The organism is Corynebacterium sp. MSK122, assembly GCF_030229435.2.
Taxonomy (GTDB): Bacteria; Actinomycetota; Actinomycetes; order Mycobacteriales; family Mycobacteriaceae; genus Corynebacterium; species Corynebacterium marquesiae.
Window position 1 is genome coordinate 1 of sequence record NZ_JASPHV020000033.1, and the last position, 14,231, is coordinate 14,231.

Below are 14,231 nucleotides of genomic sequence, written 5' to 3' on the forward strand. Positions count from 1 at the left end.
GGTGGTCAATAGCTGCAGGGAAACGCCCGGTCCCATTCCGAACCCGGAAGCTAAGCCTGCACACGCTGATGGTACTGCAACCGGGAGGTTGTGGGAGAGTAAGTCACCGCCGACACCAAACAACAAATAAACAACTCAATAACCCAGAAGGGAAGGAGACGGTCCACCACCGTCTCCTTCCCTTTTTCGCGTTTTGCCGCAACAGGCGCCACACGACGGAACTTCGCCACACCCGTCCAGTGGCTCTAGACCCCATGGAACTGCACACACCTGCCGGGAAAGAGGCAGGCAACGAACCCTAAACCCTTCCTTTCACCCCCGGTGCTTTGTGGGGTGCGACTCCGGGGATCCCTGCGGATTTAGGGCACCCTATTCGAACATAAACACCCCCACCAAGGCCTCATGTCCTTCACTCGGGATACTATAAGAGCGATTGTTAGAAAACACGTACGAATCCTGTTCTTCTCTGTTGGAGTGTCCCGTCCATGACTGTCACGCTAAGCCCGCCCGAACCAGATACCACGCTCGACTCCCCAGACACCCTCCTCATCGGCGACCAGGCCGACGCTTACCAGCTAGACGATGGTGATGTGCCGGAAGTGTTCTACACCACCAACGCCCCCGGAAATCACATTGGTAAAGCCGGCACCTATACGCGCAAAACCTCCTGGTTCCTCTACCGCGCCATCCTCCCCCAATTAGACGAGGATGTTGACCTAAGCCTGACCAGCCTGGCTAAAGACCTCGGCATCTCCTACTCGAAGCTCCTCGGATATCTGCGCGCCCACTTCCGCATGCGCCAACTACCCCTAGTCACCGAAGTCCAAGGCCACCACTGGATACTCGACCTGAACAAGCTGCGCATCATCGACCGCGAACTCAACAGGCTTGAAGACAACCCAGACCACCTTGAAGCCATCGACGCCGCACTCGCAGACTTCCTCACCCCCACCACACCCAACCAAACAGTACCCACCGATGCTGATCTGCGCCGATTTATCCGCACCTTCATCGACTGCCACCTGCGCCCCGAAGACAAAGAACAACAACCCCAACCACGACTGCGCATCAACTACAACCCAGATAACACCACCACACTATCGCTTACCTGCGATAGCGCCACCGCCACCATCATCGCCCGCCACATCGACGCCTACACCAACCAGGCCGCAACCACCGCCGCACAAGCACTCATCGACCTGATCCTCGAAGACACCCACACCAGCGTCGCCATCAACACATTCACCACCAACCCCAACACCAACCTGGTCTTTCACCCCGGTGCCGGATGGATAAACCTCGACCACGCCCCCACAGACAACACCTTCATCCGCCGACTTAAAGCCGACGAGATAGACTCCTACACCCCCAACACCGACATCCGCGCCTACACCCAAGGACGCGACGCCACCTGCCGCTGGCCCGGCTGCACCGTCCCCGCCACCAGGTGCCAACTCGACCACCGCATCGAATACCACCACGGCGGGCCCACCAGCCCAGACAATTTAGTACACCTCTGCCAACACCACCACAACATCAAAACCGACCGCAGAATCCACTACATCCTCGACCCCATCACCGGCACCATCGCCTGGCTCCACCACGACGGCACCTACCAACTAGACCACGCCACCGGACCACTAGCGACCTCCCAAGCCCACTGGAACCACACCTGGGCCCAATACCTCGCACTACAACAACAAAGAACAAAAAGAAGGGAGGGCTAGGGAGTAGACCGGAGCCTGCGGTGTTGTGACCAGGAGAACGGTTGTGCCGGCTTCTCGCATGCCGTTTTCCTCCTCAGGGATGATGTCGGCCGGAGATCACGGTCGCTAGACTTAAATAGGTAATTTCCCATTTACAAGGAGAACTTGTCTCATGACTGATGCTGCGGCTCGCGCCGTTGACTTGTTTAAGCAATACGGAAGCGATGACACAGCCGTCGTCGCTCTTGATCATGTATCCATTGAGTTCGGTAAGAACGAATTCACTGCGATCATGGGCCCATCGGGTTCCGGTAAGTCGACGCTGATGCACACCATGGCTGGTCTCGATTCAGCGACCTCCGGATCAGCATTTGTCGGTGATACCGATATTTCTGCGCTCAATGACAAAGATATTACGGCACTGCGTCGTGACCGGCTGGGCTTTATTTTCCAGTCCTTTAACCTTGTGCCTACGCTGACTGCGGCGGAAAACATTACGCTGCCTACGGATATTGCGGGTAAGGACGTCGATAAGCAGTGGTTTGAAGAGGTCACTAGCCGCCTTGGCCTAGCAGAGCGCCTGGAACACCGCCCAGCTGAATTGTCTGGCGGACAGCAGCAGCGCGTGGCCTGTGCTCGTGCATTGGTTTCTCGGCCGGAAATCATCTTTGGCGATGAGCCAACGGGCAACCTGGATTCGAATTCTTCGGCCGAGGTGCTCGACATTTTGCGAACCGCGGTGGATAAGGACAACCAAACAGTGGTCATCGTGACGCACGATGCCAAGGCCGCCTCGTATGCGGACCGGGTGGTTTTCCTTGCTGACGGCAAGCTTGTGAATGAGTTGCACAATCCGACGATGGAGGCCATTCACCAGGTAATGGCGGAGATTGAGGGCTAAATGGCACGCGGAAACGCAATGCGCAGAGTATCTCTGCGTAATATTGTGGCGCATAAGTTGCGCCTTGGGCTGACGATTCTTGCGGTGGTTTTGGGCACTGCGTTTATTGCCGGCTCGTTTATGTTTACCAATTCGCTGAAGTCTACGTTTGACGCCGCCGTGGATAATCAGTTCCGCGGCGTGGATGCAGTGGTGAGCCAAAAGGACGACAATGGCGCGAAACTGGATGACAAGTTGCGTCAAAAGTTGGCCGACGATAAGGATGTCAAGAACATCAATATCGCGGATTCGGAGACCGTTGTCGCGGCCGATGAGAACTCGGAGGCCTATCAAACCCAGGGCGGCACGGCCAGCGTTGTCCCGTTCTACTCAGAAGACAAGGTCGTTGGTGGCGCCGATGAGCTGAAGGAGGGCGAGGCGCCTAGCGGTAAGAACGAGGTCCTCGTCAACTCTTCCGCGGCAGACAAATACGACATTTCCGTGGGCCAGAAGCTGACTGTGGTTCACCCTGATGAGCAGGATACGGTGACGGTTTCTGGCATCTCGGAGCCTGCGGTCGACCAGGGCGAGAGCATCGTGCTGAGCATGGCTGAAAAGGATTACCTGGAGCGCTATGGTGCGCCGAGCCAGCTCAAGGTTTCTGCAGCCGATGGAGTGGATGCGAATGCCTTGGTGGACCACCTGAATGAGAAGTATGAAGTCGAAGCGGAGTCGGGGGAGCGCCTGGCTGAGGAGACCTCGGAGATGATGTCTTCTGCTTTGAAGTTCATCAATTACTTCCTCATCGCGTTCGGCCTAATTGCGCTGCTGGTGGGCACCTTCATCATTGCAAATACTTTCTCGATGATTGTCGCACAGCGCACCAAGGAGTTTGCTCTCTTGCGTGCGCTGGGTGCTTCCCGTCGCCAGATCACAAACTCGGTGGTGGTGGAGTCCGCCATTGTTGGTGTTCTGGGGTCCATAGTTGGCGTGGTTGCTGGTATGGGGTTGGTCGCAATCATTAAGGCAGTCATGAGCGCGCAGGGAATGCCTCTCGATGGCGGCTTGGGCCTGAGCGTTTCGGCAATCGTAGTTCCAATCATTTTGGGCACTATCGTGACGGTTGTATCTGCGTGGGCGCCGGCACGGCGCGCGGGTCGCGTGCAGCCGGTTGAGGCAATGCGCACTACCGAATCTGCTTCCGGAACTTCCCTGAAGGTACGCACGATTTTCGGTGCCATTATCTTGCTGGTGGGTATTGTTGCGGCGTTGGCAGGCGTGCTTTCCGACGGCGAGACGAACGTCCGTGCCATCCTCGTCGGCGTCGGCGCATTCGGTGTCATCGTGGGATTCTTCCTAGCCGGCCCTGCTTTGTCGCTGCCTTTGGTGCCGACGGTGGGCAAGGCAATCGGTAAGCCGTTCGGCGCCATCGGTTCGTTGGCGGCTACCAACTCTCGTCGCAATCCGCGCCGCACCGCCGCCACTGCCTTCGCGCTGACTTTGGGTGTGGCCCTAGTGACTGCTATTGGCATGCTGGGCGCAACTATGAAGTCCTCCGTGGCCGATACCGTGGAGCAAAGCATTACCTCTGATTACCTGCTTTCCGGTCCTAGCTCTGGTGAGTTCCCGACGCCGAAGGACACGGGTAAACGCGCGGCGGAGGCCGAGGGCGTCGATAAGGTGATTACCGTCGGTATGGCTCCGGTGGCCGTCGATGGTCAGGCATCGATGGATTATGGTCCACAATTCCAGCAAACGATGACTGCGGATGGAGATCCGTCGTCGATGATTGCGCTCGATATGGTCGAGGGTGATGCCAACTTGGAGAAGGGCTTCATTGCTACCGAGGACTTTGCCAAGGAGCACGGCTGGAAGGTAGGAGAGACCTACAAGGTTACTTCTGCGGAAAAGGATAAGAAGGCCGAGGCGAAGCTGGTCGGTACCTTTAAGCCCACCGATGTAGTGCAGAATATGGTGCTTTCGCAGGATGTGGCGGAAAAGGTCGCACCGAAGAAGTCCTTCACCGTCCAAATGGTGGGCGTCTTGGGCCAAGAAGGCTATGACAAGGAAGAGCTGCGCCATAACCTAGAAGACTCGGTCAAGGATTTGGTTGTGGTCCAGGTTAATTCTGGTGAGGAGTATGCCGGCCAGGCGGCTGGCTTTATCGACCAGATGCTTTCCATCCTGTATGGCCTGCTTGCCCTTGCGGTGATTATTGCCGTGCTGGGAATTGTCAATACCTTGACCCTGGGTGTTATTGAGCGCCGCCAGGAGATCGGCATGTTGCGTGCCGTGGGTACGCAGCGCCGCCAGATTCGCACGATGATCACTCTTGAATCGGTGCAGATTGCGCTCTTCGGCGCGGTGATGGGCATCTTTATTGGCTTGGGCCTCGGTTGGTCTTTCATCGAGATCCTTGGTGATGAGGGACTGGACTCTGCGCAGATTCCGTGGGCGATGGTGCTCATCATGCTGGTGGGCTCGGCCCTCGTCGGCATTATCGCGGCAGTATGGCCGTCGCACCGCGCGGCGAAGACGCCGCCATTGGAAGCAATCGCCGACTAGCTGCCTAGTCTAAGGCCTCCCCTCATCACACGTTGAGGGGAGGCCTTAATGCTTTTACGCGGCCATCCATGCCTTGACTGCCGATACCGCATCCTTGGTCTTCATATCGGGCAGGTAGGCGTGCATGGTGGCCAGCGCGATGGAAGGAAGCTTCAATTCATCGTGATAGCACAGGTACCACGGGTGCTCCTCGGGTTGGAATTTGCGCTTGCTGGCCGCGAGGGTGCGGAAGCCGTAGAGCGGTTCGACTTCTTCCCCAATGCGATTGAGGGCGACGTCGAGCCAGTTAGGCTCGTCAGGCTGTCCAGCCAATGGCGCACCGGACAAGGAGATCCAGGCAAGGCCTTCGGACTGGGCAATGAGCATTGCCTCTGAGATGAGGAGCTCAATTACTCCCTTAAAGCCGTGCTCGTTGCGGCGCATGACGTCGAGAACGTAGCCGGTAATAGCACCGTTTTCGTATACCGGCATCCAACTGGTCACACCATGCAAAGTGCCGTCGGCGGATTCAGCAAGCAAAAGCCGGGTGCCGGTCACCGTCATTTCTTCTAAGCCGCCGAGGGTAAAGCCCATCTCGGGTAGGGCCTTGTCGGAAACCCAGTCCTCGCTGAGTGCGCTAATGCGGGCGATAGAGGCTATATCTAGCTCCTCCCACGTGGTCCACCGAGTACTAACTCCTTCCTTCTCGGCTTTGTTTCGGGCCGTGCGCACATTTTGGAATTTCTTTCCTTTGAATTCCACGGATTCGCAGTTGAGGACTGCTTCTTCTGCAACTTGAAGGCGCTTGAGCTGCGGGTGAGCATCCGCGAACTGCGCATTGACGGAATACCACGCCACGGCCCAGCCTTGCTCGGAGGCAAAGCGCTCGAATTCGGCGCTGATATCGCGGCCGACGGGGGCGCCCAGCGTGAGCGCAATGCCATTGGAGACACGGTAGGCCACATAGGAGTCACCGTGGAAGAAGTACCGGTTGGATTTCCACAGCGTCATAAAGGAAAGATGATCGCCGGTGCCGGATTCGAGCAGGCGGCGGGCCGAGTCGCGGTCGGATTCTTGTGCAGGATCAACGGGCCGAGAAAAGCCAAGGTAGAGCCGGACTGCTAGCAGGATCCAGAAGGCGTTTCCAACCCATAGGTAGATGAACCAGGAAAACATCGTTGCCGGCGCGACGTGGTGGGGAAGGATAAGCGCAACAACGGCCGGAACGAAGCGCAAGGGAGTCTCTGCGAGGATGTCGGCAAGATTTGCTGGGGGAACGGTGTTGTGCAACGAGGCTGTAAGGATCCACAAGCCCGCGCCGAGGGAAGAGGCAAGGATGGCGAAGACAATAGTGCGGGTGAAAAATGCGCGGTTTTCGCGGATCCGGAAGAGCGAATAATTGATAAGCAGCATGAATAGCGCCAAGAGCCAGGGCAGGATGACGAGCACGAGGTTGGGCAGGAGGTAGCTCAGGCGGGAATCATCCCAAAGCTGGTAGGTCAGCAACGCGATGGCCAGTACTTGGGTGATAACCGCCATCCACCAAGCGAGCACGCGGCCGCGCATGAGACCAAAGCACACCACCAGCTGGATGATGAATGGCATGATATTGGCTACCAAGGCGCCGATGCCTTGGGCACGGGCGAGATCGACTGCGGCGGTACAGCTGGTAGAAGTTAGCGAATCTGCGCAGACTTGAGTGGCCTCCAGAGCCGAAAGGTGTGGTGCCCACAGGAGCTGTGTGATTTGGGAGAACGGACCTTCGGCCATGGGGTCGAGTGCCACGAAGGCGGGGCCAATAGCTACGCAGGCGATACCGACGGCGAGGAGCACGCGACGCTCCCTGATGGAAGGCGGCGCGGATTCGGGCTTAAAGAGCAATTGGCCAGCCGTAATGGAAAGCATGGCGGCGACGATGCCGAGAACATCTGACATGGTGCCGGAGTAGAGCACAAAAGTGGCGGTAAGCACGATAAGCGAAACGCGCAGTCGGCGGCGCCATAGGCGGGGGAGTAAAGCCGAAGCAAAACCAGCGGCACCGGCGATAAAGCCGATAGGGGTGAGGAAGGTATCGCTCAATAAGTCATTGCCCCATCGATTTAGGCCTACGGTCTCAATGCCGCGGGCGAGCACGATGGACAGCGGGACGCTGACGAGCTGGGAGACAACTCCTACCGCCAATGTGCGCAAGGAACCTAAGCGCCATTCAGCGGGAACGAGCCAGAGCACGATGAGCACGGACAAAATAATGGCGCCACCGGGGTGCGCGGTAGTCAGCGCCAGCCAGTGGGAGGTGGGGAAATCCACTAGGTGAAGTGCCCACATAATGACTAAGACGGCTAGGGAAACGGGAAACCTGGTCAGGATGGTTTTAAGAACGGACATCGTGGGCTCCAATTCCATCGAAGGGATCCTTGATAGCGGTCATTCCACCGCGGCTAGCGGCCCAAGCGAAGGATTCGCGCAGGGCTGGGCGCCACACCTGGAAGGAGTGGCCGCCGGGCCGGGTGCCAAAGTAGGTTTTCATGCCGGCGGCGCGGGCGGCATCGGAAAGCGAGCGCAAAGCATTGACCGAAGCAGTGTCCTTATCGCCAGCGATGAAGATGGCCTGGGTAGAGAAGTGCTTGTGGGCGAGCAGGTGGGCGGGGTCTTGGTCATTGAAGGCGGATTCGTCCCCGGCGAAGAATTTCTTCACCGTCGCCGCGTGGTTGCCAATGGTGGGCTCAGCCTCGCCGGAAATGTCGATGATGGAACCATAGGCTTCGGGGCGGTTGGTGGCGATCTGTAGGGAGCAGGTGCCGCCGTAGCTTAATCCGCCCACCGTCCAGGTGCGCTGATCCGGGTTGACTTTGAATTTTTGTTTAATGGCCTGTGGTACGTCCTGGCTGAGGTAGGTCATTACCTTAGCCTGGGAGCTATCGGCGCAAATGGGGTTGGCGGTTTCAGAGCCGGTGGCGTCCACGGCTATGACGATGGGGCTGCGGCCCCCGTTAGCCGCCTGGAATTGGTCTGCAGTTTCGGCCGCCTCGCCCGAACCGAACCACTGATCTGGGCCGCCCGGGTTGCCGTGCAGGAGCACAATGACAGGCAAGGCGTGGTCCGTCCAGTATGCCGGCGGAATATACGCCGTGGCTTGCCGAGCGGCGAAATGGGAGGTGGTGCCGGGAAGATCCACCTGGACGATGGCTGCACCAGACTTGGTGTGGGAAAACTCTTCGTAGCTCATTTCCTTTGCCACAGGGCGCGGGTCAAGGGACGCAATATCTGGATAGGTTTGATATTCCATGTTGACGATGCCGACCGTGGCCAAAAGGGAAAAGATTCCGGCGGTGACCGTGACAATCTTAGGTTTGCGTACCAGCGCCGCCACGGGGACGAAGGCCGCGAGGAAGATGTACCACGGCACTTGCCAGTGACGGAGTAGGAACCAAGCAATAATGCACAGCAGGGCGGCGATGACCAGTGGCCACACCTTGCGTTGGAGGAGAATGATGATGGCCGCAATCGCGAGGATGGCGTAAAAGATCACGCCATTGATGGGATCCGCCAAAGGCAGATTCAAAAGGAAACTCACGCGAAAAATATTAGGCCTGAGCGGGCCAAAAGTAACTGCTAGTTAGCTGGGAGTTTACCCCTTAAATCCCGTGATAAATGCGGGCCGCCCAGATGGTGCCGCGCCAAGCTAATACGATGCCGAGCCCGATGGTCCAGAAGAGATACTTGCTAAGCCGCCACCATTGCCTGCGTTTGATCATTTCTCCTAGTTCCTTGGCCAGCGTGGACCAGGTGGACAGGCCGCCGGCTAGGCCGAGGGCGAGGAAGGGGTGGATAAGGGGGGCGTCGGCAAGCTGGGCGAAACCATAGGCCAGGCCAAGGGCTAGGGAGCCCACCATATTCGCCACGAAAGTGCAGTAGGGGGCGGGCACAAGCCGGGTAAAGCCATAGCGCAGGCTGCCACCAACGAAGCCGCCGAGAAGGACCCAGATAAGATTCATCGCAGCTTGTCACCTGCCAGGTAGCCGCCCACGCAGCCGATAATGGTGGCTAGGGCATAAGCTAAAGCGATGGTCCAATGGGCCTCGGAAGTCAGGAAAGCGAAGGTGGCAAAGCTAGTGAAACCGCCGAGCACGCCGGTGCCCCAAAAAGGGCCGGGGCGGAAGTAGCCCATGAGCGCGCTGCCGAGAATATTAATGATGAGCAGCGGGATCATGCCGCCGCCGAGTGCTACGGAAAGCAAGTACCGGGCCGCCGCACCGAGCGCAGCGCCAGCACCCACGACGAGGAATTGAGGCATGCGGCCTATGTTACTTCCAGTTCATCCCTTGGGACTCTACGAACGCGCGCACCTCATCCACTGGCTTATTGAGCTTGGGGTCGAAGGCTAGGTAGGCCTTGGTCTCGCGGGCCACAAGGCCGGAGAGGAGGAGCAAGCCAATGAGGTTCGGGATGGCGATGAGACCGTTAGCCAGATCGGAGAAGGTCCAAGCGAGCTCGAGTTCCGAGACGGAGCCGACAAAAAGGAGACAGGCAAAGAACATGCGGTAGGGGATGGAAGCTTTGCGCCCGCACAGGGATTCCAGGGAACGCTCGCCGTAATACGCCCAGGCCATGATGGTGGAAAAGGCAAAGAAAATAATGGAGAGCGAAACGATGGTGCCGCCCCAATCTCCCGGCAGTACGCGGGAGAAGGCCTCGGCCGTCATGATTCCGGCCTCGTCGCGGCCCATATCCCAGGTGCCGCCTACAACAATGACCAAGCCGGTGATGGTGACCACGATGATGGTGTCGATGAAGGTCTGGGTCATCGATACTAACCCCTGGCGCGCTGGGTGCGGGGTTTTGGCAGCCGCGGCGGCGATGGCGGCGGAGCCCATGCCGGACTCATTGGAGAAAATGCCGCGGGCAACACCGTATTGAATGGCCATCATGATGGTGGAGCCCACGAACCCGCCACCTGCGGCGGTGCCGGTGAAGGCATCGCTGAAGATCATGGCGAAGGCTGCGGGAATCTCCGTGGCATGCGAGAAGATCACATAGAGCCCGCCCAGGACGTAGACGATGATCATCAACGGGACGAAGGCGGCGGTAATGCGCCCAATGGCCTGGATTCCACCAAGGAGCACGGAGCCCACCAGGACGAAGAGGATCGCGCCGGTGGCCGCCGGGGCGATGCCGAACGTCGATTCCATATTGGTGGCCACAGCATTGGCTTGGGCGAGGTTGCCGATGCCAAAGGACGCGCAAATTGCAAAGATGGCAAAGAATACTGCTAGTACCGATCCGAGTGGTCCGGGGATGCCACGCTTCAGGTACTGCTGCGGCCCACCGGACATCTCGCCCTTGGAATCCGTGGTGCGAAAACGCACGCCCAGGTAGGCCTCGGTGTACTTGGAAGCCATGCCTACGAGGCCGGTAATCCAGATCCATACCAGTGCGCCAGGGCCACCGATGGACAGCGCCGTGGCCACGCCGACGATATTTCCCACGCCTACGGTGGCGGCAAGGGCGGTGGTCAGCGCCTGATAATTGGAAATATCACCCTCGGTGGACTCATCGTCAGAGTCTGTGGCAAAGATGTGACGCATCGCGCGGCCCAGCGCTCGGAATTGGAGTCCTCCCAAACGAATGGTCAGCCACAGGCCGGTTCCCAGCAGGAGGGGAATGAGGATGAACGGTCCCCACACCACAGTGCTGATGGCGGAGAGGATGGAATTAAGCGAGTCCATTCTGTAAATCTAGCGAACTATAGAAATAGAGTAAATTTGCCTATACCCCCAGCCGGGGGAATATTCGTCCTGCGCAAACGCGGAAGAGCAGGCAAGCTGGAATGGTATCCCATCCCAACCCCTCAAGGAGCACGCCATGGCCCACGAGCGCGCCGGCACACTGGCACAACCCACGGATCTTATTGATATTGCAGAATTGGTCACCGCCTATTACACCCGTACCCCGGATGCGGATAACCCGGATCAGCAGGTGTCCTTCGGAACCTCTGGCCACCGCGGCTCCGCGCTCGATTGCGCTTTTAATGAGGCTCATATCCTAGCGATTACCCAGGCCATTGTGGATTACCGTGCGGAACAAGGCGTTGCTGGGGCGATTTTCATCGGCCGCGATACCCACGCGCTGTCCGAGCCTGCCATGGTCTCCGCCCTTGAGGTGCTGCTGGCCAATGGTCTGGAGGTTCGCGTTGATGATCGCGGTCGCTACACGCCGACGCCGGCGGTCTCCCACGCTATCCTGACGCATCCTGGCACCGATGGCATCGTGATTACTCCGTCCCATAATCCTCCCCGCGATGGCGGTTTCAAATACAACCCGCCTACCGGCGGCCCGGCCGACGCTCAGGCTACCGATTGGATTGCTGGCCGTGCGAACAAGTACTTGCGCGCCGGGCTGGAGGGCGTCAAGCGAACGACTGTCGACGGCGTGCTGGACGAGCGCTGCATCAAGCATGACTACGTACACAACTACGTGGCTGACCTTAAGAATGTGGTGGATATGCAGGCTATTAAAGATTCCGGCCTGCGCATCGGCGCAGATCCCATGGGTGGTGCCTCCGTGGATTATTGGCAGGCCATCGCGGATCATTATGAGCTCAATATGACGGTTGTGAATCCGGAGGTGGATTCCACTTTCCGCTTTATGACCTTGGATACGGACGGCAAGATCCGCATGGATTGTTCTTCGCCGGATGCTATGGCCTCGCTTATCGACGCCCGCTCTAAGTTCGACCTTGCCACCGGCAACGACGCCGATGCGGACCGCCATGGCATTGTCACTCCCGATGCCGGCCTGATGAACCCCAATCACTACCTTGCCGTGGCTATCGAGTACCTCTTTAGTCACCGCCCGCAGTGGGGAAATGCCGGTGTGGGAAAGACCCTGGTGTCCTCCACCATGATTGACCGCGTGGTGGAAAGCTTGGGTCGCGAATTGGTGGAAGTTCCCGTCGGCTTCAAGTGGTTTGTGCCGGGATTGGTCGAAGGCGCCATTGGTTTCGGTGGTGAGGAATCCGCCGGGGCGTCTTTCCTGCGCTTCGATGGCTCCGTGTGGTCCACCGATAAGGACGGCATCATTATGGACCTGCTCGCCGCGGAGATTACCGCCGTCACCGGCAAGACTCCGTCCCAGCGCTACGCAGAACTGGCGGAGAAATTCGGCACCCCAGCCTATGCTCGCACCGACGCCCCCGCTAACCGCGAGCAGAAGGCCATTCTTAAGAAGCTGTCTCCTGAAAAAGTTTCCGCCACGGAACTGGCGGGCGAGGAAATCGTAGCCAAGCTGACGGAGGCGCCCGGCAACGGTGCGGCTATTGGCGGCCTGAAGGTAGCGACGGAAAATGCCTGGTTCGCCGCTCGTCCTTCCGGCACTGAAGATAAGTACAAAATCTATGCCGAATCTTTCTTGGGTGAGGAACATCTCAGAAAGGTGCAAGCAGAAGCACAGGCAGTTGTTTCCCATGTATTAGGGGTTTAACGCTACACTCAACCTCGTGAGTAGCAAGATTAATGGGAAGCTGGTGCTTGATGTCATCAGCTTCATCGCCCGCTTTTTTATGGCTTGGGTGTGGATTGACGCCGGCGTGCATAAGCTCGGCAAGACTTTAGACATGACCCAAGCCATTAAGGGATATGACATTTTTACGCCTGATTGGGCTCTTTACCTCGCAACGGTCATTGGCCCACTGGAGGTTATTGGTGGCGTGCTCTTGCTACTCGGGCTGTTTTTGCGAAAGTCCTCCATCGTGGCCACCGTCGTGTTGCTGCTCTTTATGGTGGGCATCGCACAAGCTTGGGCCCGTGGACTGGATATTGACTGCGGTTGCTTTGGCTTTGACGCCCAAAATCCTGACCGAGGAATGGATTATGCGAAGACGCTGTTGCGCGACGCCGCATATCTATTCCTGACCCTATGGACCATCAAGCGCCCCTTCACCAAGTTTGCCCTTCACCCCTAAACGGTGGGCAAGGTAGGCTGATCGAGTCCGAAGAATTGCAAAGGCAAGGTTCAAATGAGCAAAGTATCTGACCCGAACGCCAAGGGTGGCAACGGATTTATTTGGGGAGTCGGCGTGCTCCTCGTCATTATTGCCGTTGTCATTGGCTACATCGTGTGGAACGGTAAACAGTCCGATGACGGCATCGAAGACGTCAATATGACCATGGAGTACACCGATGGTGCAATCACGCTGAAGGGCGAGAATGCTACGGACGATACCCCTGAGGTAGATCTGTACGAAGATTACTCCTGTCCACATTGCGCTGAATTGGCGCAGGCTACTGATGGCAAAATGAAGCAGGCTATCGAGGACGGAAAGCTTGTTGTACACGTTCGTACCTTAAACTTCCTGGATGGCAAGGACATTGAAAACCAGGAGGGCTACTCCACTAAGGCGGCAGCCGCTATGTCGGAGTTGGCAAAGTCCGGCGATGTCAAAACCTACTGGAATTTGCGTGACTTCCTCATGCAAAATCAACAAAGTGTCGCAAATAAGTGGGAGACCGGAGACATCGCTGACCAAGCCAAGGAACTTGGTGCGGAAGATGATGTCGTTGAGTCCATCAAGAACGTGGACATCAAGCAGGGCAATAAGGTAGCGAAGACCAACTACGACAAGCTGGATAAGGAAACCGGAACCGTATCTTCGCCGCGCGTTGTCCAAAATGGTAAGGATGTTCCATCCGAAAAGGATCAAAAGGCCGGCAAGAACCTGGGTGATTGGGTAGAGATCGTCACCCAGTAGCAGGCGATTTGGAGAGTTAAATACCCTCCATGTATATTTAAGCGAGTTGCAGCCCACAGGGTTGCACCTCGTTTGAGGGGCTATGGCGCAGCTGGTAGCGCACCACACTGGCAGTGTGGGGGTCACGGGTTCGAATCCCGTTAGCTCCACAATATAAAGGAGAGGGATATTAGTTCCTCTCCTTTTTCTTGTTGCGGTGGGCTAGAGTTTCGCCAGGTCCTCAGGGTTAAGGGGTTAAGGGTCAAAATGTGTGTCTGGCTCGGCGTGTCGCGGGGGTTAGATTTGGCCTTTTTGAATGCCGATTGAGTGGGTGTAGTCGGTGTCGATAGCGTTGTCGTAGAGGGCTGGGCGTCCT

11 protein-coding genes, 1 tRNA gene and 1 rRNA gene are annotated in these 14,231 nt (G+C 57.6%); 8 read left to right on the forward strand and 5 right to left on the reverse strand.

Annotation, left to right across the window (positions count from 1 at the left end):
• From rrf to QP934_RS10675, 4 genes are all read left to right on the forward strand, one after another.
• Window positions 1-115, forward strand: a 5S ribosomal RNA gene (gene rrf / locus QP934_RS10660); the annotation flags it as partial.
• A 370-nt stretch (window positions 116-485) separates the two neighbouring features.
• A complete protein-coding gene (locus QP934_RS10665) occupies window positions 486-1,727 on the forward strand; it encodes an HNH endonuclease signature motif containing protein (protein WP_419127505.1) in 1,242 nt (413 codons plus the stop codon).
• A 151-nt stretch (window positions 1,728-1,878) separates the two neighbouring features.
• Window positions 1,879-2,607: an ABC transporter ATP-binding protein gene (locus QP934_RS10670; protein WP_419127506.1), complete on the forward strand. Its 729-nt coding sequence runs from the start codon at window positions 1,879-1,881 to the stop codon at window positions 2,605-2,607.
• Complete coding sequence (locus tag QP934_RS10675) at window positions 2,608-5,151, forward strand: ABC transporter permease (RefSeq protein WP_419127507.1); 2,544 nt, start codon at window positions 2,608-2,610, stop codon at window positions 5,149-5,151.
• Window positions 5,152-5,205: 54 nt separating this feature from the next.
• Here the strand turns inward: QP934_RS10675 and QP934_RS10680 are convergent, their stop codons facing one another.
• The 5 genes from QP934_RS10680 to QP934_RS10700 form a co-directional block, all read right to left on the reverse strand.
• Window positions 5,206-7,515, reverse strand: coding sequence for a bifunctional lysylphosphatidylglycerol flippase/synthetase MprF (locus QP934_RS10680; protein ID WP_419127508.1), 2,310 nt, complete (start codon window positions 7,513-7,515; stop codon window positions 5,206-5,208).
• On the reverse strand, window positions 7,502-8,704 hold the full coding sequence (locus QP934_RS10685; protein WP_419127509.1) for an alpha/beta hydrolase: 1,203 nt from the start codon (window positions 8,702-8,704) through the stop codon (window positions 7,502-7,504). Before QP934_RS10685 ends, QP934_RS10680 begins: the two co-directional genes overlap by 14 nt.
• Window positions 8,705-8,765: 61 nt before the next feature.
• Complete coding sequence (locus tag QP934_RS10690) at window positions 8,766-9,125, reverse strand: FluC/FEX family fluoride channel (RefSeq protein ID WP_419127510.1); 360 nt, start codon at window positions 9,123-9,125, stop codon at window positions 8,766-8,768.
• The gene (locus tag QP934_RS10695; protein ID WP_419127511.1) at window positions 9,122-9,424 is read right to left on the reverse strand and encodes a fluoride efflux transporter family protein; all 303 of its coding nucleotides are present in this window, start codon (window positions 9,422-9,424) and stop codon (window positions 9,122-9,124) included. Before QP934_RS10695 ends, QP934_RS10690 begins: the two co-directional genes overlap by 4 nt.
• Window positions 9,425-9,434: 10 nt before the next feature.
• Window positions 9,435-10,856 carry an alanine/glycine:cation symporter family protein gene (locus QP934_RS10700; protein WP_239274296.1) on the reverse strand — a complete coding sequence of 474 codons (1,422 nt, stop codon included), beginning with the start codon at window positions 10,854-10,856 and terminating at the stop codon, window positions 9,435-9,437.
• Window positions 10,857-10,992: 136 nt separating this feature from the next.
• On the opposite strand from QP934_RS10700, the gene pgm reads away from it, so the two are divergent.
• The 4 genes from pgm to QP934_RS10720 all read left to right on the forward strand — a co-directional run bounded on the left by pgm (window position 10,993) and on the right by QP934_RS10720 (window position 14,025).
• Window positions 10,993-12,609, forward strand: coding sequence for a phosphoglucomutase (alpha-D-glucose-1,6-bisphosphate-dependent) (pgm, locus tag QP934_RS10705; RefSeq protein WP_419127512.1), 1,617 nt, complete (start codon window positions 10,993-10,995; stop codon window positions 12,607-12,609).
• 16 nt (window positions 12,610-12,625) lie between these two features.
• A complete protein-coding gene (locus QP934_RS10710; RefSeq protein ID WP_005323915.1) occupies window positions 12,626-13,090 on the forward strand; it encodes a MauE/DoxX family redox-associated membrane protein in 465 nt (154 codons plus the stop codon).
• 54 nt (window positions 13,091-13,144) lie between these two features.
• On the forward strand, window positions 13,145-13,876 hold the full coding sequence (locus tag QP934_RS10715) for a DsbA family protein (RefSeq protein WP_419127513.1): 732 nt from the start codon (window positions 13,145-13,147) through the stop codon (window positions 13,874-13,876).
• A gap of 76 nt (window positions 13,877-13,952) precedes the next feature.
• Window positions 13,953-14,025: transfer RNA gene (locus QP934_RS10720), tRNA-Ala, on the forward strand.
• Window positions 14,026-14,231: the final 206 nt, after the last annotated feature.

What these genes read in the sequence shown, in the direction of transcription:
- QP934_RS10665 (WP_419127505.1), top strand. Translation starts at nt 486, where the DNA reads ATGACTGTCACGCTAAGCCCGCCCGAACCAGATACCACGCTCGACTCC.
- QP934_RS10670 (WP_419127506.1), top strand. Translation starts at nt 1,879, where the DNA reads ATGACTGATGCTGCGGCTCGCGCCGTTGACTTGTTTAAGCAATACGGA.
- QP934_RS10675 (WP_419127507.1), top strand. Translation starts at nt 2,608, where the DNA reads ATGGCACGCGGAAACGCAATGCGCAGAGTATCTCTGCGTAATATTGTG.
- QP934_RS10680 (WP_419127508.1), bottom strand. Translation starts at nt 7,515, where the DNA reads ATGTCCGTTCTTAAAACCATCCTGACCAGGTTTCCCGTTTCCCTAGCC.
- QP934_RS10690 (WP_419127510.1), bottom strand. Translation starts at nt 9,125, where the DNA reads ATGAATCTTATCTGGGTCCTTCTCGGCGGCTTCGTTGGTGGCAGCCTG.
- QP934_RS10695 (WP_419127511.1), bottom strand. Translation starts at nt 9,424, where the DNA reads ATGCCTCAATTCCTCGTCGTGGGTGCTGGCGCTGCGCTCGGTGCGGCG.
- QP934_RS10700 (WP_239274296.1), bottom strand. Translation starts at nt 10,856, where the DNA reads ATGGACTCGCTTAATTCCATCCTCTCCGCCATCAGCACTGTGGTGTGG.
- pgm (WP_419127512.1), top strand. Translation starts at nt 10,993, where the DNA reads ATGGCCCACGAGCGCGCCGGCACACTGGCACAACCCACGGATCTTATT.
- QP934_RS10715 (WP_419127513.1), top strand. Translation starts at nt 13,145, where the DNA reads ATGAGCAAAGTATCTGACCCGAACGCCAAGGGTGGCAACGGATTTATT.